An 18,069-nucleotide genomic window follows, 5' to 3' on the forward strand; every position below is an offset into this window, starting at 1 on the left:
GCCATGGCTCGTGCTCCGCTTCTGCAACTCTCCGACATTTCGCTCACCTTCGGCGGTGACCCGGTCTTTGATGACTTGTCATTGGTCGTGCAGCCCGGGGACCGGGTCGCCTTGGTTGGGCGAAACGGATCGGGAAAATCAACCCTTCTCAAGGTGATGGCCGGCCTTGTTGAACCTGATAAAGGCACGCGCGTGGTGCCGCCGGGCCTTTCGGTGGGCTACATGGAACAGGACCCGACGATGGAAGGCTTCGCGACGCTGGGCGATTTCGCCTCGGCCGCGCTGGACCCGGGCGAGGCCTGGCGCGTCGAAGCCGTGGCCGAGGGGCTCAAGGTGCAGTTGGACCAGGACCCGGACCTTGCCTCGGGCGGGGAACGGCGTCGCGCGGCGCTGGCACGGCTCATGGCCGAGGCGCCCGACTTGATGCTGCTGGACGAGCCGACCAACCACATGGACATCCAGGCGATCCGCTGGCTGGAACACGAACTTTCGCAGACAAGAGCCGGATTTGTCCTGATTTCCCACGACCGGGCCTTTCTGTCGGCCCTGACGCGCGCGACGCTCTGGATCGACCGGGGCCAGGTGCGCCGGCAGGAGCGCGGCTTTGCCCGTTTCGAGGAATGGCGCGACAAGGTCTGGGAAGAAGAGGACCAGCAGCGCCACAAGATGGACCGGCGCATCAAGGCCGAGGCCCGCTGGGCCGTCGAGGGGATTTCCGCACGTCGCAAGCGCAACCAGGGGCGGGTGCGGGCGCTTCAGGACCTGCGGGCCGAGCGCGCGGCGATGATCCGTCGCCAGGGCACGGCCGCCATGGCGTTGGACGAGGGACCCAAGAGCGGCAAGAAGGTGATCGAGGCCGAAGGGCTGGTCAAATCCTACGACGGCAAGCCCATCGTGACGGGGTTGGACCTGACGGTACAGCGCGGCGACCGGGTCGCCTTCGTTGGCCCTAACGGGGTTGGAAAAACGACGCTTATCAAGATTTTGGTGGGTGAAGTTGACCCAGATGACGGATGGGTCAAGCATGGCACGAACCTCGCGGTCGCGGTCTTCGATCAGGCCCGCGCGCAGCTTGACCCGGACATGACGCTCTGGGAGAGCCTGACCGGCGATGCCGGGATGCGGGTCAGCGGCCAGGCCGACCAGGTCATGGTGCGCGGCCAGCCCAAGCATGTGGTTGGCTACCTCAAGGAGTTCCTTTTCGACGAACGCCAGGCCCGCGCGCCGGTGCGTTCGCTATCGGGCGGGGAAAAGGCGCGGCTGCTGCTGGCCAAGCTGATGGCGCGCGAATCGAACCTGCTGGTGCTGGACGAGCCGACCAACGATCTGGACATCGAGACGCTGGACCTGTTGCAGGACCTCCTGGGCGATTACGCGGGCACCGTGTTGTTGGTCAGCCACGACCGGGATTTCATTGACCGCGTGGCGACGACTACCGTGGCGATGGAGGGGGACGGGCGCGCGACGCTCTATGCCGGGGGCTGGACGGATTACCGTGGTCAGCGGGGCGAGGCCGTGGCGCCGGAGGCCGCCGAGAAAGCGAAACCCAAGGCGGACAAGTCAGCCCCCGCGCCCAAGGCACAATCTGGCCTCTCCTTTACCCAGAAGCATCGGCTGGAGGAGCTGCCCGGGGTGATCGACCGGTTGGAAGCCGAGATCACCAAGCTGGAAGAACTGCTGTCCGATCCCGAGTTGTTCACCCGCGATCCGGTCAAGTTCCGCAAGGCCACCGAGGCGCTGGAGGACCGGCAGGGCAGGCTGTCCGCGGCCGAGGAGGAATGGCTGCACCTGGCCGACAAGGCGGAAGGTGCTGACTGAGCGGCGCGGCCGGGCTAGCCTGCCCGGGATCGCGGCAAATCGAAAGGGCACGCATGGCTGAGGATCGTCCGCTTCGCGACAGGGTCAGGCTGCTTTACGAGGGGCGCAGCAGGCGCGCTTCGCGGTTCCGCTACGGGTTGCTGGTCTTCGACTTCGTGACCATCGTCTTCTTCCTGGGCACGGCGGCCATGCCGATCACGCGGCAGTTGCTGATCGCGGATGCCGTTATCGGCGGATTGATCGCGCTGGACCTGGGGCTGCGGTTCTGGATCGCGGAGCGAAAACTGCGTTTCGTGCGGCGGTTTTACGTGATCGTCGATGTCATCGTCCTGGCCGCCCTGGTCATGGCACCGTTCATCGGGCAGGGGCTGGTGGTGCTGCGCGTGCTTCGGGTGCTGCGGCTGGTGCATTCCTACCACCTGATGCGTGATCTGCGGCGTGATTCGCTGCTCTTCCGGCGCCACGAGGACACGTTCGTCGCGGCGCTCAACCTGCTGGTCTTCATCTTCGCCATGACCGCGCTGGTCTTCGTGTTGCGCGGCGCCGAGGAACCGGGAATCGGCAGCTACGTCGACGCGCTTTATTTCACGGTGGCGACCCTGACGACCACCGGGTTCGGCGACATCACCATGACGACCCCCATGGGGCGCCTGCTGTCGGTGGGAATCATGGTGGTGGGCGTGGGTCTGTTCCTGCAGCTTGTGCGCGCGATCTTTTCGCCCGCCAAGGTCAAGCACAAGTGTCCGACCTGCGGGCTGACAAAGCACGACACCGACGCGATCCATTGCAAGCATTGCGGCGAGGAACTGAAGATCGAGACCGAGGGCGCGACCTGAGCCAAGGGGCCATGCGCAGGGCGCCGGCCAGCCCGATCGCGGTGCCTGTGATCACGTCGAACGCAACGAAGAAGCGCGCCCGTCCGTCAGTGCAGTCCAGGACAGTGACCTGTCGCGCAGCGGACGGACGGACAAAACGCGATGGCCGCGCCGCGGACCGAAGTCGCCGGAGCGCAAAGATGTCGGGTAGGGGCGCAATCGCTCAAGGCCGGGCGAGGATCACCATCAGGGCCATGTGGACCGGCACATAGGTCAGGGCGATCATGACCAGCGCGGGCAGCCCCCACGTGGCCACAGACAGCACCAGAACGGTCAGCAGGATCACCAGGAAATACCAGATGTTGTCGCTGTCACCGAAAGCGAGGTCGCGGGCCAGCCAGCCTATCACAGGCAGGTTGTAGAAGGTCCTGGCATACCAGGGCTGGGCGGGGGGAATGGGGGTCAGAATGCTCATGCCGTCCAGATAAGCACCGCGTCGCGTGGCGCTATGTGCCACGCTGCCGCAGTTTGCCTCTGATCAGCCTTTTTCCATCATCTTGGCCGCGTCCCAGAGCGCGTCCATCTCCTCCAGCGTGCTGTCGCCCGGCGTCTTGCCGGTGCGGGCCAGGGCATCCTCGATGGCCTCGAAGCGGCGCTGGAACTTGGCATTGGCGCGGCGCAGCGCGGCCTCGGGATCGACCTGCAGATGTCGTGCAAGGTTGGCCATCACGAAAAGCAGATCTCCCATTTCCTCCTCGATTTCGTCGGTGCCCAGCGTCTCGCGCGCTTCGGCGAGTTCGCGCGATTCCTCGGCGATCTTGTCGATCACCAGGCTCACGTCGGGCCAGTCGAAGCCGACCCGTGCCGCGCGTTTTTGCAGTTTCAGGGCGCGCAGCAGGGCTGGCAGGCCCATGGCGACCCCGTCCAGCGTGCGGGTTTCGCCGCGGTGGGCGCGTTCGGCGGCCTTTACCGCCTCCCAGTCGCGGGTCTGCTGTTCGGCGGATTTCTCGCGGTTGTCGGCCCCGAAGACATGCGGGTGCCGCGCGACCATCTTGTCGGACATGGCACCCGCGACCTCGGCAAAGCTGAAATGCCCGGCCTCTTCGGCCATCTGCGCGTGAAAGACCGCTTGGAACAGCAGGTCGCCCAACTCGCCCTTCAGGTCGGCCATGTCCTCGCGCGCAATGGCGTCGGCGACCTCGTGGGCTTCTTCGATGGTATAGGGGGCGATGGTCTCGAAGGTCTGTTCCACGTCCCAGGGGCAGCCAGTTTCCGGGTCGCGCAGGCGGCGCATGATTTCCAGAAGCCGGTCCATCTGGACCCCGGGCCTTGTGTCGCGGATCAGATCTTTGCTCATGGCGGTCTCCCGGCGTCTGGAGCAAGCCTAACACTGTCAGTCCGGACGCCAAGGCCGGATCGGGGCAGGGGGCCTGTCAAACCGGGGGCAGGTGCCCTATGTTGCGGACATGCGCTGGATTGCCGTCTTTGTTGTCGTCCTCGGCGTTGCCCTCGTGGCGATGGCCGGGTACGTCCGTCTCGCCCCGAGCGACGCCGACCGCTGGCACCGCTTTGTCACGCCGGGCCCGCCCGGAGACAGTCCGACGCAGGGGGGCTTTACCGCTCGGCGCGTCGTCGAGGGCGACCCGCAAACCGTCATGACCACGCTTGATGCGGTTGCGCAGGACACGCCGCGCACGCGCGTTCTGGCGGGGTCCGCGGAGGATGGATTCGTGACCTATGTCACCCGATCGGCGTTCTGGGGATTTCCCGACTACACCACGGTCTACCTGACGCGGAACGACCCCCAGGCGGGCGGGGCCACGACCCTGACGATCCATGCACGGCTGCGTTTTGGTCAATCGGACATGGGCGTGAACGGTGCGCGGGTGCGTGGCTGGATGGACGCGCTGCCCGCCGGGGTCTTGCAAAGCCCCGCCGAATAGGCAAGAGCCTGCGCCATGATACCCCGGGACCGGCTGCACCAGATCATCGACCGTTTCGAATACCTTGAGGCCCGCATGGCCGAGGGGTTGTCCGGCGACGATTTCGTGGCCGTCAGCCGCGAATACGCCGAATTGCGCCCGGTGGTCGAGACTCTGCGCGCCTACCAGGCCCTTGTGGACGAGATCGCCGGCGCCGAGACCATGCTGAGCGACCCCGAAATGAAGGAAATGGCAGAGGCGGAACTCGGGGAGTTGCGCGAGAGGCTTCCGCAGATGGAACAGGCGGTCAAACTTGCCCTGCTGCCGCGCGATGCAGCCGACAGTCGGCCGGCCATCGTGGAGATACGCCCCGGAACAGGTGGCGAGGAGGCGGCGCTGTTCGCGGGCGACCTGCTGCGCATGTACCAGCGCTACGCCGAAGCGCGCGGCTGGAAATTCGAGGTTCTCGAAGAGGCCCAGACGGAACTGGGCGGCATCAAGGACGTCACGGCCCGGATCAGCGGTGACAGCGTCTTTGCCCGGTTGAAGTTCGAATCCGGCGTGCACCGCGTGCAACGCGTGCCGGAAACCGAAAGCGGCGGGCGAATCCATACCTCGGCGGCCACGGTTGCCGTTCTCCCCGAGGCCGAGGACGTGGACATCCGCATCGACCCCAATGACCTGCGGATCGACACGATGCGCAGCTCCGGGTCTGGTGGACAGCACGTGAACACCACCGACTCGGCAGTGCGGATCACGCATTTACCCACCGGGATCGTCGTCACGAGTTCCGAGAAGTCCCAGCACCGCAACCGCGAGATCGCGATGAAGGTGCTCAAGACCCGTTTGTTCGACATGGAACGGCAAAAGGTGGACGACGACCGCGCACAGGCCCGCGCCACGCAGGTCGGCAGCGGCGACCGGTCCGAACGCATCCGCACCTACAACTTTCCCCAGGGGCGCATGACCGACCATCGCATCAACCTGACGCTATATGCGCTGGACAAGGTGATGGGTGGCGATCTCGACGAGATCATCGACGCCCTGGTCCAGGATGCCCAGGCCAGGCAACTCGCCGAGATGGGTGCGTGACCGAGGCCGAGGCCGCGGTCCGGCTTGCCGAGGTCGGCATCCCCGATTCCCGGCGCGAGGCGCGCAAGCTGGCCCGGGAAGCGGCAGGGCAGAGTCTGGCCGACATGGTGGCGCGGCGCTGCCGGGGCGAGCCGATGTCCCATATCCTGGGCTACCGCGATTTCTGGGAGCACCGCTTCGAGGTGACGGCGGATGTGCTGGACCCCCGGCCCGAGACCGAAACCCTGGTGGCCGCGGCGCTGGAGGACGGCTTCGAGCGGGTGCTCGACCTGGGGACAGGCACCGGCTGCATCCTGCTGAGCCTGCTGGCCGCGCGCCCGGCGGCGCGGGGCACGGGCACCGACCTGTCGCAGGCGGCGCTGGCGGTGGCCGCGCGCAATGCCGAACGGCTGGGGGTGGCCGAAAGGGTGGCGCTGGTCCTCTCGGACTGGTGGAACGCGGTCGATGGGCCGTTCGACCTGATCGTGTCGAACCCGCCCTACATCGCGGCGGACGAAATGGCAGGGCTGCAACGCGAATTGGCTTTCGAGCCCCGAATGGCCCTGACTGACGGTGCCGACGGGCTGACGGCCTACCGCGCGATCGTTGCCGGGGCGCCCGCCCGCCTGGCCCCCGGCGGACGGCTGATGCTGGAAATCGGCCCGACCCAGGGGCCTGCGGTGCGCGCTCTGATGCAGGCGGCAGGCTTGGAACGGGTGCGGATCGCCCCTGATCTTGACGGACGTGACCGTGTCGTCATCGGCACACTGGCACCTACAGGCCCCTGATCGGGCCTCCGGAACGGTCTTTTTTTCCGAATCCCCTTGCGGAGTGCCTCTCTCAATGCTTAGTCAGGTTTATCGAATGGACGTGGGCCAGACCCGCTCTTCGATGATCGCCAAGACATCGCAGGCCAGTATTTGCAATAAAGACCCCCGCACGAGGCGGGGTCGGGCCGCGAGAAAAAAACAGGCCGGAACCTTACATTCATGAAATCCTCACGATCCAGGTCGCGGAAAAACCGCAACAACAGGCCTTCGGGCGGCAATGTCATCAACCGGGTGTTCGATAGCTCGGGGCCCGAGGGCAAGGTGCGTGGCACGCCGCAGCAGATCATCGACAAGTATCAGCAGCTGCACCGTGACGCGGTGCTCTCGGGTGACCGCGTGAATGCCGAGAACTTCGCGCAGCACGCAGAACACTACCTGCGTCTGCTGGCCGAGGCCCAACGCGAAGTCGACTCCAAGCGCGAAGAACAAGAGCGCCAGAACCGCGAACGCCAGGCCGAGCGCGACCGCGAGCGGGCAGATCGGCTCAGGGCGCAAGAGGCCGCGGCGGCGGGAGAGGCCGAGCAGCAACCCGAGCCGCAAGGCGAGGACAGCGGCCTTGTCGAGACGCCGGAATCCAAACCCGAGCCCAAGCCCAAACCAAAGCGCAAGCCGCGCAAGCCCAAGCCGCCGCAGGGTGGCAACGGGTCCACGGGGTCGGACGGCAAGGACCGTGACGACTCTGATGGGTCGGGCGGCAACGGCGACACGACCAAGGCGGCAGAGTAGTCCGCGACCCTTCGGGGCCGGCGGCGCGTCGCGCAGGACGGCTCCGGCGGGGCGGCCTCGAGGGGCCGCCCTTTTTTGTGCTGCCTATTCCACCGTCAGGGCCGAGCGGGCCGCGATGGTACGATCCTGCCTCAGGATATAGCGTACCTCGTAGTCGCCGGGCGCCTCGGGCACCGTGATTTCGACCGGATTGCCGCTGCGGCTGTAGCTGTAGGTTTCGTAGCCGTCGTCTCCCACCCGCGAGATCGAGATATAGTCGTTCGAGTAATCCGGCCCAACCCAGCCTACGGTCAGCGTGCCACCGGCCTCGGCGGTCGCGTCATGGGTCAGCAGCACGTCGATCGAATTGACCGTGATGGGCCGGCGCGCGGCCACGGTCCGGTCCTGGCGCACGACATATCGGATCTCGTAGTCGCCCGGCTCCACCGGCATGGTCAGCTGGCCGGGATTGCCGCCCTCGGTATAGACGAAATTCTCGTATCCATCATCGTCCGGCCGCGAGACCGTCAGGTAATCGCCCTCGTAGTCCGGCCCTTCCCAGGTGACGGGAATCGTGGCCCCCATCGAGGCGCTTTCCTGGGCATCCAGCGTGGCCTTGAGCGGGGTCACGCTGATGGGCTGGCTGGCCAGGACCTGCCGGTCCTGCCGCAGGACGTAGCGCAGTTCATAGTCGCCCGGGGCGACCGGCATCTGCAGCATCGCCGGATTGCCGCCCTCGGTATAGACGAAATTCTCGTATCCGTCGTCGTCCGGCCGCGAGACCGTCAGGTAATCGCCCTCGTAGTCCGGCCCGACCCAGTCCACAGGGATCGTGTCGCCCGCAACCGCGTTTTCGGGCCCGTCCAGCACCACCTCCACATCCGTGACCGTGATGGGGCGGCTGGCGAGGACTTCGCGGTCCTGCCGAAGGACGTAACGGATTTCGTAGTCGCCCGGCTCGGAGGGCATGGTGAGCGTCGCCGGCGCACCGTCGCGAGTATAGACGAAGTTTACGTAGCCGTCCTCGCCCGGCACCGAGACGGTCAGGTAATCCCTGTCGCGGTCGGGCCCCTGCCAGTCCACGGCAATCTCGGCGCCGCGCTCGGCCTGGTCGGGCGCGTCCAGGGTGGCGACCTCATCGGTTACGGTGATCGGCGCGGTTGCCATGACCCGCCGGTCCTGGCGCATGATGTAGCGGATTTCGTAATCCCCCGGCCGCGAGGGCATCTTGAGCGTCGCGGGGGTGCCCTCGCGGGTATAGACGTAGTTGATGTAGCCGTCGGCGCCCGGCTCCGAGACGGTCACATAATCGCTGTCATAGTCCGGCCCCGACCATTCGATCGGCACCTCCGCGGCGATCCCGGCCTCGGCGGGGCCGCTGACCGAAGCCGCCACCGGGGTCACGGCGATGTCGGCGCGTGCGAGCACCTCGCGCCCGTCGCGTCGGACGTAGCGCACCTCGTAGTTGCCCGGCTCGGAGGGCAGCTGCAGCATCAACGGGTTGCCCTCGCGGGTGTAGGTATAGTTGACGTAGCCGTCGGCGCCGGGCTCCGAGACGGTGATGTAATCGCGATCCTCGTTGGGGCCGTCCCAGCCGATCTCGATGGTGTCGCCTTGCGCTGCGCTGGCCGGGGCAATGACGCGGGCCGAGGGGGCCGGAGCCTCGAAGGCAAGCGTGACCTCGCGGCCTTCGCCAACGACGACGAACTGCGTGCTCTGCTCGATTTCCTGCGCGGTCCAGTAGGCCGTGGCGGTGTAGGCGCCTTCGCGCAGGTCCAGGTCAAGCGGGTTGGCCACCTCGCCCTCGGCCTCTGGGCCGGACTCGCCGGTCACGTCCCAGATCACCGGCTCTTCGATCAGGCTGTCATCGTCCAGAAGGGCGGAGAACGTCACCGGGACGACCAAAGGCTCCGGCTCCGGTTCGGGAGCCACGGCCACGGTTTTTAGTGCACTGGTCAGTTCCTCGGCGTTGGCGGCCGTGGTGAAGCTGCCGCCGGTTTCCTCGGCCAGGCATTGCATCTGCGACAGCGCCTCCGGGTCGGTCACGTCAAAGCCGACAACATGGGCGGTAAAGCCGATCCCGGCCTGCGCGAGGGCGCGTGCCGCGGCGCAGGGGTCAGGGTTGCAGGTCTCGATCCCGTCGGAGACAAGGATCACCGTCGCTTCTTCCTCGGTATAGCGCAGGGCCTCGGCGGCGGCGATCACGGCGTCGGTCATCGGCGTCTTGCCGCGCGGGTTGATCCTGTTCACCGCCTCGCGGATCGCCCCGGCCGTGCCCGGACCGGGGGCGACGATGGTCTCGATATCCGAACAGTCGCCGCGGGTGCGGTGGCCATAGACCGTCAGGCCAAGGTTTTCCTCTTGCGGGAAGTCATCGAGGATCGTGCCCACGACCTCGCGCGCGATGACGATCTTGTTAACCCCGTCAATCTGTCCCCACATCGACCCGGACCCGTCCAGGACGAGGATCGTGTTTGGCCGGTCCTGGGCGAGGGCCGCCACCGGCAACAGGCTCGCAATACAAAGGGCAAGGACGCGCATCATGATAAAACTCCGCCTGAAAATCCATTCAGGCGGAGTTAAGCACGCGCGGGGCGTTTCGGCCAAGTCCTGTCTGGGCGCGATAGACCCGACCGGCGGTCAGTCCAGCGCGCCCCCCGCACGGGTCCAGTCGTGCAGCCCGCCAAGGTTGTAGACCTCGGAATACCCCATCCGGAGCATGGCCTGCGCGGCCATCTGGCTACGTGCGCCAGAGGCACAATAAAGCGCCACCGGCTTGTCCGCCTTCAGGTCGGCGTGATGCTCGGGGCTGCGCGGATCGGCCTTCATCTGGAAGGTCGACAGCGGGATCGCCACGGCGCCCCTGGCCACGCCGGTCATGCTGCGTTCGGCCGGATCGCGGATATCGACAAGGGTCAGGGTGCCGTCGGCCACCTGGGCGATGGCCTCTGCGGGGGCGATGCGGCCCACACTCGGGCCGGATTGGAACATGTTCATCATCGGGGTATCTCCTGATCGCTGTTGTGACAAGCAGATATATTATAAAAGCGTAATGTAAAGGGGTGCGGCGACGCATTGGCGCGTGTTCGCAAAACGTTCTCATTTTTTGGTTGGAGACTCTCCGACGCTCCACTATCTGTTGAGGGGATGACCGGGGGCGAGCATGGCCGAGTTGAAATACATCGAGGTGCGCGGCGCGCGCGAACACAATCTGAAGAATATCGATGTCGATATTCCGCGCGACGAACTGGTCGTCATCACCGGCCTGTCGGGGTCCGGAAAGTCCTCGCTGGCCTTCGACACGGTTTATGCCGAGGGGCAGCGCCGCTATGTCGAAAGCCTGAGCGCCTATGCGCGGCAGTTCCTCGACATGATGGAAAAGCCGGACATGGACCATATCAACGGCCTGTCCCCGGCGATTTCCATCGAACAGAAGACCACCAGCAAGAATCCCCGCTCGACCGTCGGCACGGTGACGGAAATCTACGATTACATGCGGCTCCTGTTCGCCCGCGTCGGCACGCCCTATTCCCCGGCCACCGGCCAGCCCATCGAGGCCCAGCAGGTGCAGGACATGGTCGATCGCGTCATGGCGATGGAAGAGGGCACGCGCGGCTACTTGCTGGCCCCGATCATCCGCGACCGCAAGGGCGAGTATCGCAAGGAATTCCTCGAACTGCGCAAGCAGGGCTTTCAGCGCGTCAAGGTGGACGGGGACTTCCACGAACTGGACGAACCGCCCACGCTGGACAAGAAGTTTCGCCATGACATCGACGTGGTGGTGGATCGCATCGTGGTGCGCGAGGGGCTTGAGACGCGGCTGGCCGACAGTTTCCGCACCGCGCTGGATCTTGCCGACGGAATCGCGGTGCTGGAGACCGCCCCGCGCGACGGCGACCCCGAGCGGATCACCTTTTCCGAGAATTTCGCCTGCCCGGTCAGCGGCTTCACCATCCCCGAGATCGAACCGCGCCTGTTTTCCTTCAATGCGCCCTTCGGGGCCTGCCCGTCCTGCGACGGGCTCGGGGTCGAGCTGTTCTTCGATCCCGCGCTGATGGTGCCCGACGCGACGCTCACCCTTGGCAACGGGGCCATCGCGCCCTGGCGCAAGGGCAAGTCGCCCTATTTCCTGCAGACCATCGAGGCCATCGCCCGCCATTACGAATTCGATCGGGGCACGCGCTGGAAGGACCTGCCCGAAAAGGTGCAGCAGGTTTTTCTCTACGGGTCGGGCGACGAGGAGATAAAGTTCCGGTACGACGAGGGCGGCCGTGTCTACGAGGTCACGCGCAGCTTCGAAGGGGTGATCCCCAACATGGAGCGTCGCTACCGCGAGACGGACAGCGCGTGGATCCGCGAGGAATTCGAGCGCTACCAGAACAATCGCCCCTGCGGCACCTGCGGCGGCTACCGGCTGCGCGACGAAGCCCTGGCGGTCAAGATCGCCGGGTTGCACGTGGGCCAGGTGGTCGAGATGTCCATCAAGGAGGCGCTGGACTGGATAGACAGCGTCCCCGAAAGCCTGACGCGGCAGAAAAACGAGATCGCCCGCGCGATTCTCAAGGAAATCCGCGAGCGGCTGGGATTCCTGAACAATGTGGGCCTCGATTACCTGACGCTCAGCCGCAATGCCGGCACGTTGTCAGGCGGGGAAAGCCAGCGGATTCGCCTGGCCAGCCAGATCGGGTCCGGCCTGACCGGGGTGCTCTACGTGCTGGATGAACCCTCGATCGGGTTGCACCAGCGCGACAATGACCGGTTGCTGACCACGCTCAAGAACCTGCGCGACCAGGGCAACACGGTGATCGTCGTGGAACACGACGAGGAGGCGATCCGCGAGGCGGACTTCGTGCTCGATATCGGCCCGGGCGCCGGGGTGCACGGGGGCGAGATCATCGCCCAGGGTACGCCGCAACAGGTCATGGACACGCCCGAGAGCGTCACCGGCGACTACCTGGCCGGTCGGCGCGAAATCGCCATCCCCGCCGACCGGCGCAAAGGCAACAAGAAGAAGGTGACGGTCAAGAAGGCCACCGGCAACAACCTGCAGGCCATCGACGTGGACTTTCCGCTGGGCAAGTTCGTCTGCGTGACGGGCGTGTCCGGCGGCGGCAAGTCGACCCTGACCATCGAAACCCTGTTCAAGACCGCTTCGATGCGGCTGAACGGCGCGCGCCAGACCCCCGCGCCCTGCGAGACGATCAAGGGTCTGGAACACCTGGACAAGGTCATCGACATCGACCAACGGCCCATCGGGCGAACTCCGCGTTCGAATCCAGCCACTTACACCGGGGCCTTCACCCCGATTCGCGACTGGTTCGCCGGCCTGCCCGAGGCCAAGGCGCGCGGCTACAAGCCGGGGCGCTTCAGCTTCAACGTCAAGGGCGGGCGCTGCGAGGCGTGCCAGGGCGACGGCGTCATCAAGATCGAGATGCACTTCCTGCCGGATGTCTACGTCGAATGCGAGACCTGCAAGGGTGCGCGCTACAACCGGGAAACCCTTGAAATTCGCTTCAAAGGCAAGAGCATAGCAGATGTTCTTGATATGACGGTTGAAGAGGCGCAGGCGTTTTTCAAGGCCGTGCCGTCGATCCGTGAAAAGATGGACGCACTGATGCGCGTCGGGCTGGGTTACATCAAGGTGGGCCAGCAGGCCACGACGCTATCGGGCGGCGAGGCCCAGCGTGTCAAACTGTCCAAGGAACTGAGCAAACGATCCACGGGCCGGACGCTCTACATCCTGGATGAGCCGACCACCGGCCTGCATTTCGCCGACGTCAAGAAGCTGCTGGAGGTGCTGCACGAACTGGTCGAGCAGGGCAATACGGTTGTGGTGATCGAGCACAACCTCGACGTCATCAAGACCGCCGATCACATCATCGACATCGGCCCCGAGGGGGGCGACGGCGGCGGGCAGGTGGTGGCGACCGGCACGCCGGAACGGGTGGCCGAGGTGGTCGGAAGCCACACGGGCCGTTACCTCAAGCCCATGCTGGCGCAAAAGAAAAAGGTCGCCGCCGAATAGCGCCGCCCCCGATCTTTTGCGCCTGAAACAAACGGGTGGCGTCTCATTCCGCCGCGATCTTGATGACCGGCTCCATCGAGGCCAGATCGGCATCGCTGAGGTGACATTTCACCTGGTGGCCATCTGACAGGATTCGCACGGGCGGCACCTCGCTTTCGCACAGGGATTTGCCGGCCCTGTCCTTCCAGCGGCAGCGCGTCTGGAAGGGGCACCCCGAGGGCGGATCCATGGCCGAGGGGATATCGCCCTCAAGCACGATGTGCTGTTTTTCCACGCGGGTGTCGGCGATGGGCACCGCCGACAGAAGGGCCTCGGTATAGGGGTGATAGGGTGGTGAGAAGACCTGCTCGGTCGTGCCCAGCTCCACCACGTGACCGAGGTACATGACCATGACCCGATCGCTGAGGTAGCGCACGATGGACAGGTCGTGGCTGATGAACAGCAGCGTGGTCTTTTCCTCGCGCTGGATTTCCATCAACAGGTCGGTCACGGCGGCCTGCACCGAGACGTCCAGCGCCGAGACGGGTTCGTCGGCCACCACGATCCTGGCGCCCCCGGCAAAGGCCCGGGCGATGCCGACCCGCTGTTTCTGCCCGCCCGAAAGCTGGCGCGGCATCCGGTCGGCAAAGGCACGCGGCAGCTTCACGAGGTCGAGCAGCGAGAGCATCTTTTCACGCCGCTCATCGTCGTTCTTGCCAATCTTGAAGATCTCCAGCGCGCGAATGATCTGGCGGCCGACGGTCATCGAGGGATTGAGCGTGTCGAAGGGATTCTGGAAGACCATCTGCACATCGGCCACGGTCTTGGTGTCGCGGTTCTGGATGGGGGTCGATCCGATGGACTTGTTGTCGAGCAGAATCTCGCCCTCGGTCGCGGTTTCCAGCCCCATCAGCACCTTTGCGAATGTGGATTTGCCGCAGCCGGATTCGCCCACGATCGCCAGGGTCTCGCTTTCGCGGGCCTCGAAGGACAGGGTTTCGTTGGCCTTGACCACGCGCTTCTCGCCACCGCCGAACAGGGCATTGGCCGCGACCTCGTAGTATTTCTTGAGGTTGTCCATCTTGAGGACAACATTGCCGGGTTCGGTCTTCGCGACGGATTGAGAGGCCACCAGCGGCGCGTCCCAGTCAATGTCCTGGAACCGCAGGCAGCGGCTTTCGTGCCGGTCGTCGCCGGGGACCTCGGTCATGAAGATGTGCCCGGCGTCGCAGCGTCCGGCCTCGAAATAGTCGCAGCGCGGGCCGAAATTGCAGCCCGGTGGGCGTTCGTGGGGCAGGGGGAAGTTGCCCGGGATCGCCACCAGCGGGCGGGCGTTCTTGTCGGCCCCCGGCAGCGGGATCGAGCGGAACAGCGCCTGCGTGTAGGGATGGCGCATCTTGTCGAAGACGTCCTCGATGCTGCCGCGCTCGACCGCTTCGCCGGAATACATCACGCAAATCCGATCGCAGGTTTCCAGCACCAGCCCGAGGTTGTGGGAAATGAACAGCATCGAGGTGCCGTATTTCTTGCCAAGGTCCTTGACCAGTTCGACCACGGCGGCCTCGACAGTCACGTCCAATGCGGTCGTGGGTTCGTCCAGGATCAGCAGCGAGGGCTTGGACATCAGCGCCATGGCGATGACGATGCGCTGTTGCTGCCCGCCGGACAATTGATGCGGATAGGCCTGCAGGATGCGTTCGGGGTCGGGAAGTTTCACGTCCGAGACCACTTCCAGCGCACGCTCGTAGGCCTCGATTTCGGAAATGCCCTCGTGGATCATGGGCACCTCCATCAGCTGCCGACCGACGCGCATGGCGGGGTTTAGGCTGGCCATGGGCTCCTGGTAGATCATGGCGATCTGGCTGCCGCGAATGCCGCGCAGCTCGTCCGGGGTCATCTCGCCCAGGTCGCGCCCCTTGAACTTGATTGACCCGCCCACGATGCGGCCGTTCACGCCAAGATCCTGCATGACGCCGAGGGCGACGGTGGATTTGCCGCAACCGGATTCGCCAACGAGGCCCAGGGCCTCGCCCGGCATCACCATCGCGGAGAAATCCATCACCGCCGGGATCTCCCTCAGCCGCGTGAAGAAGCTGATGGAAAGCTTGTCGATCTCCAGGATCGGTCCGTCGTAATCCCATTTCTTCATGGTGCTCTCCTCAATCCCTCAGGCTCTCTTCACGCAGGCCGTCGGCCAGCAGGTTCAGGCCCAGCACGAGGCTCAGCAGCGCCAGCGCGGGCGGCAGGGCAGGGTGGGCGTAGATCAGCAGCAGCTTGCGCCCCTCGTTGATGGTCGAGCCCCAGTCGGGGCTTTCCGGCGGAAGGCCCAGCCCGAAGAAGCCCAGCGTGCCCAGCAGGATCGTGGTGTAGCCGATACGCAGGCAGAAATCGACGATAAGCGGCCCGCGCGCGTTGGGAAGGATTTCCCACAGCATGATATACCAGGGTCGTTCGCCACGGGTCTGCGCCGCGGCGACGTAGTCACGCGTCTTGATGTCCAGCGCGAGGCCCCGCACGATACGGAACACCGTGGGGCTGTTGACGAAGACGACCGAGACGAAGACCACCAGGATGCCGCCGGGAATGTCGAAGAAGTCCAGCGGCCAGAAGTTCACCGGGCTGCCATCCTGGTTGATGACCGAAAGGTACAGAAGCACCAGAGGCGCAAGGACGATGGCCAGGATCGTGTAGTCCTTGCCGGGTTGGTTGCGGTAGCGCGCGTGGATCAGCACGCCGCAGAACAGCAGCGGGAAGATGAACAGTACCATTGCCATGTAGTTGGGCAGGCCGGTGGCGATGATTTCGGGCGTGACCAGCAGGTAGAACAGCAGGATCACCGGGAAGGCCAGGATCAGGTTCGCCAGGAAGGACAGGACAGTGTCCAGCCTGCCGCCGTAGTAGCCCGCCGGCAGACCCAGCGTGATCCCCACCATGAAGGCAAAGAGCGTGGCCAGCGGGGCGATCATCATCACCACGACCGACCCTTCCACCATCCGGCTGAAAATGTCGCGGGCCAGGTTGTCGCCGCCCAGAAGGTAATGCGGGAAGGCGGTTTCACCCTCGGGCATCGGTACGCCCGGCGGCGCGTTCTTGAGCCCCGAGACCTGGGCCAGCGGATCATGGGTGCCGATCAGGTCGAAGCCCCCCACGAAGATGGCGGTAAAGACCCAGAACATCACCAGTCCGAAACCGATCATGCCGATCACGCTGTCGAAGAGTTTGCCATAGAGCCCCAGCCGCCGCTTGAAGATGGACGAGAGCCCGAAGGTCAGCGCCAGCGCGAGCCAGACCGGCAGGAACTGCCTGGACATCTCGCCGAAGATCCCGGCGCCGCCATAGGCGGTGAACTGGCTGAAGACGGCAAAGGCAAGGATCACGCCGACGATCACCAGGAAGGACCAGCGGATCAGCCATTCATAAAGCGCGGCCGGCGCCCGCTGGAGAAGGTAGGCGAAGAAGGCCCCCAGCAGCAGGAAGACCAGCGCGGTGATCGTCGTGTTGAGCCAACCGGGCAGCCCGGCCTCGGTCAGCCAGTCCGAGAGGGTGGGGTCCGAGCCGAAGGCCTCGACCGCGTAGAGCACCAGACCGACAGCCACCGCAGGGATCGCGAGTTCGAAAAAGGAGGTCCGGTCGCTCCAGCGCCAGGGCACCACGACGGCGCCGCCGGCGGCGGTCACCGCCTGGGTCGAGCGGGCATAGGCGGCCACGAAATTGCCGATCAGGGCGAGCCCCAGCAAGGTCACGGCGATGATCAAAACAGGGCCCAGCGTCGCCCCGAGGGAACCGGTCCAGGTAAGGGTTTCCATGCTCTCTCTCCCTCAGGAAATGCGGATGCGCGGGTTCAGGAAGACATAGCCGATGTCGGATATCAGCTGCGTCGCCAGAACCACGAAGACCGAGACCACCGAGACCCCCAGCAGCATCTCGATGTCGTTGTTGCCGGCGGCCTGCACCAGCGTCCAGCCGAAGCCCTTGTAGTTGAACAGGGTCTCGACGATGACGACGCCGTTGAGCAGCCAGGGAAACTGTAGCATGATCACCGTGAAGGGCGCGATCAGCGCGTTGCGCAGCGCGTGGCGCAACACGATGTTGCGGAAGCTGACCCCCTTGAGGCGAGCAGTCCGGATATACTGGGCGGTCATGACCTCGGTCATCGAGGCGCGCGTCATGCGCGCGATGTAGCCCATGCCGTAAAGGGCCACGGTCAGCACCGGCAGGGTGAAGTTCTCGAAGGTGATGTTGTCCATGGCCGAGGTCGCCGTGCCCTTGAACCACTGCATGTTGAAGGTCGCGGTGGCGAAGACGGCGATGAAGACGACGCCAGAGACGTATTCCGGTGTCGCGGTGGACAGGATCGAGACGGTCGACAGCGACCTGTCCGTGCGCGAGCCTTCCTTCATCCCGGCCAGAACGCCGATGATCAGCGCGCCGGGCACCATCACCAGCATCACGAAGAACATCAGCTTGGCGGTCTGCCAGCCCCGTTCGCCCAGGATCGTGGCGACCTCGTCCCGGAAGACCGTGGAATATCCCCAGTCCCCCTGGAGCACGCCGCAGAAGCGCGCCGTGTCCGGCGTCACCGTCGAGCCGTCGGCGCAGCGCGCGCGGGTGTCGCCGTCGCTGCCCTCGATCACGTAGCCGGGCAGGACGCCGAGCCATTCACCGTATTTGACAAAGACGTTGCGGCTGTAGCCGCGATTGCCCAGCCAGGTTTCCACAGCCGTGTCTGACATTCGGGCGTTGCCCTGCGTCTTGGCCAGCTTTTCAAGGTTCGGCTGCAGATTGGTCAGCCAGAAGACGATGAAGGTCAGGCAGAGCGCGGTGAGGATCATGACCCCCAACCGGCGCAGGATGAATAGTCCCATGGTCGCCCCTGTCTGCTATGTGGTGCGCGTAGTGCCGCG

Annotated in this window: 14 protein-coding genes; 7 read left to right on the forward strand and 7 right to left on the reverse strand. The window is 65.2% G+C overall.

Annotation, left to right across the window (positions count from 1 at the left end):
* Positions 1-3: 3 nt before the first annotated feature.
* Positions 4-1,818 carry an ABC-F family ATP-binding cassette domain-containing protein gene (locus tag VJ897_RS12485; protein ID WP_324056020.1) on the forward strand — a complete coding sequence of 605 codons (1,815 nt, stop codon included), beginning with the start codon at positions 4-6 and terminating at the stop codon, positions 1,816-1,818.
* A 53-nt stretch (positions 1,819-1,871) separates the two neighbouring features.
* The gene (locus tag VJ897_RS12490) at positions 1,872-2,654 is read left to right on the forward strand and encodes an ion channel (protein ID WP_324056021.1); all 783 of its coding nucleotides are present in this window, start codon (positions 1,872-1,874) and stop codon (positions 2,652-2,654) included.
* Positions 2,655-2,856: 202 nt separating this feature from the next.
* Here VJ897_RS12490 and VJ897_RS12495 read toward each other — a convergent pair whose 3' ends face one another.
* Both VJ897_RS12495 and mazG read right to left on the reverse strand, forming a co-directional pair.
* A complete protein-coding gene (locus tag VJ897_RS12495) occupies positions 2,857-3,108 on the reverse strand; it encodes a hypothetical protein (RefSeq protein WP_324056022.1) in 252 nt (83 codons plus the stop codon).
* Between the two features lie 63 nt (positions 3,109-3,171).
* Entirely contained in the window at positions 3,172-3,990 is an 819-nt protein-coding gene (gene mazG, locus VJ897_RS12500) for a nucleoside triphosphate pyrophosphohydrolase (protein ID WP_324056023.1), read from the reverse strand.
* A gap of 109 nt (positions 3,991-4,099) precedes the next feature.
* On the opposite strand from mazG, the gene VJ897_RS12505 reads away from it, so the two are divergent.
* From VJ897_RS12505 to VJ897_RS12520, 4 genes are all read left to right on the forward strand, one after another.
* A complete protein-coding gene (locus VJ897_RS12505) occupies positions 4,100-4,576 on the forward strand; it encodes a DUF1499 domain-containing protein (protein WP_324056024.1) in 477 nt (158 codons plus the stop codon).
* Positions 4,577-4,591: 15 nt separating this feature from the next.
* On the forward strand, positions 4,592-5,647 hold the full coding sequence (prfA, locus tag VJ897_RS12510) for a peptide chain release factor 1 (protein ID WP_324056025.1): 1,056 nt from the start codon (positions 4,592-4,594) through the stop codon (positions 5,645-5,647).
* On the forward strand, positions 5,644-6,414 hold the full coding sequence (gene prmC, locus VJ897_RS12515) for a peptide chain release factor N(5)-glutamine methyltransferase (RefSeq protein ID WP_324056026.1): 771 nt from the start codon (positions 5,644-5,646) through the stop codon (positions 6,412-6,414). Before prfA ends, prmC begins: the two co-directional genes overlap by 4 nt.
* A 201-nt stretch (positions 6,415-6,615) precedes the next feature.
* On the forward strand, positions 6,616-7,182 hold the full coding sequence (locus VJ897_RS12520; protein WP_324056027.1) for a DUF4167 domain-containing protein: 567 nt from the start codon (positions 6,616-6,618) through the stop codon (positions 7,180-7,182).
* An 84-nt stretch (positions 7,183-7,266) separates the two neighbouring features.
* Here the strand turns inward: VJ897_RS12520 and VJ897_RS12525 are convergent, their stop codons facing one another.
* Positions 7,267-9,705, reverse strand: a complete 2,439-nt coding sequence (locus VJ897_RS12525; RefSeq protein ID WP_324056028.1) for a VWA domain-containing protein — start codon at positions 9,703-9,705, stop codon at positions 7,267-7,269.
* Between the two features lie 96 nt (positions 9,706-9,801).
* Positions 9,802-10,161 (reverse strand): rhodanese-like domain-containing protein, encoded by a 360-nt coding sequence (locus VJ897_RS12530; RefSeq protein ID WP_324056029.1) that lies wholly within the window; start codon positions 10,159-10,161, stop codon positions 9,802-9,804.
* 163 nt (positions 10,162-10,324) lie between these two features.
* Here VJ897_RS12530 and uvrA point away from each other — a divergent pair, with 163 nt between their 5' ends.
* Complete coding sequence (uvrA, locus tag VJ897_RS12535; protein ID WP_324056030.1) at positions 10,325-13,186, forward strand: excinuclease ABC subunit UvrA; 2,862 nt, start codon at positions 10,325-10,327, stop codon at positions 13,184-13,186.
* 43 nt (positions 13,187-13,229) lie between these two features.
* Here the strand turns inward: uvrA and VJ897_RS12540 are convergent, their stop codons facing one another.
* Genes VJ897_RS12540 through VJ897_RS12550 form a run of 3 tightly spaced genes read right to left on the reverse strand, consistent with a single transcriptional unit; the run spans position 13,230 to position 18,030 of the window.
* A complete protein-coding gene (locus tag VJ897_RS12540; RefSeq protein WP_324056031.1) occupies positions 13,230-15,314 on the reverse strand; it encodes a dipeptide ABC transporter ATP-binding protein in 2,085 nt (694 codons plus the stop codon).
* Between the two features lie 10 nt (positions 15,315-15,324).
* Positions 15,325-16,971 (reverse strand): ABC transporter permease, encoded by a 1,647-nt coding sequence (locus VJ897_RS12545; protein ID WP_324056032.1) that lies wholly within the window; start codon positions 16,969-16,971, stop codon positions 15,325-15,327.
* 12 nt (positions 16,972-16,983) lie between these two features.
* Entirely contained in the window at positions 16,984-18,030 is a 1,047-nt protein-coding gene (locus tag VJ897_RS12550) for an ABC transporter permease (protein ID WP_324056033.1), read from the reverse strand.
* Positions 18,031-18,069 lie beyond the last annotated feature (39 nt).

Origin of the sequence: Salibaculum sp. (assembly GCF_035270045.1) — a bacterium.
In the GTDB taxonomy this organism is placed as follows: domain Bacteria; phylum Pseudomonadota; class Alphaproteobacteria; order Rhodobacterales; family Rhodobacteraceae; genus Salibaculum.

Coding starts and splice junctions, on each gene's coding strand:
- VJ897_RS12485 (WP_324056020.1), top strand. CDS start 4: ATGGCTCGTGCTCCGCTTCTGCAACTCTCCGACATTTCGCTCACCTTC.
- VJ897_RS12545 (WP_324056032.1), bottom strand. CDS start 16,971: ATGGAAACCCTTACCTGGACCGGTTCCCTCGGGGCGACGCTGGGCCCT.
- VJ897_RS12505 (WP_324056024.1), top strand. CDS start 4,100: ATGCGCTGGATTGCCGTCTTTGTTGTCGTCCTCGGCGTTGCCCTCGTG.
- mazG (WP_324056023.1), bottom strand. CDS start 3,990: ATGAGCAAAGATCTGATCCGCGACACAAGGCCCGGGGTCCAGATGGAC.
- VJ897_RS12495 (WP_324056022.1), bottom strand. CDS start 3,108: ATGAGCATTCTGACCCCCATTCCCCCCGCCCAGCCCTGGTATGCCAGG.
- VJ897_RS12550 (WP_324056033.1), bottom strand. CDS start 18,030: ATGGGACTATTCATCCTGCGCCGGTTGGGGGTCATGATCCTCACCGCG.
- VJ897_RS12525 (WP_324056028.1), bottom strand. CDS start 9,705: ATGATGCGCGTCCTTGCCCTTTGTATTGCGAGCCTGTTGCCGGTGGCG.
- prfA (WP_324056025.1), top strand. CDS start 4,592: ATGATACCCCGGGACCGGCTGCACCAGATCATCGACCGTTTCGAATAC.
- VJ897_RS12490 (WP_324056021.1), top strand. CDS start 1,872: ATGGCTGAGGATCGTCCGCTTCGCGACAGGGTCAGGCTGCTTTACGAG.
- VJ897_RS12540 (WP_324056031.1), bottom strand. CDS start 15,314: ATGAAGAAATGGGATTACGACGGACCGATCCTGGAGATCGACAAGCTT.
- VJ897_RS12520 (WP_324056027.1), top strand. CDS start 6,616: ATGAAATCCTCACGATCCAGGTCGCGGAAAAACCGCAACAACAGGCCT.
- VJ897_RS12530 (WP_324056029.1), bottom strand. CDS start 10,161: ATGATGAACATGTTCCAATCCGGCCCGAGTGTGGGCCGCATCGCCCCC.
- uvrA (WP_324056030.1), top strand. CDS start 10,325: ATGGCCGAGTTGAAATACATCGAGGTGCGCGGCGCGCGCGAACACAAT.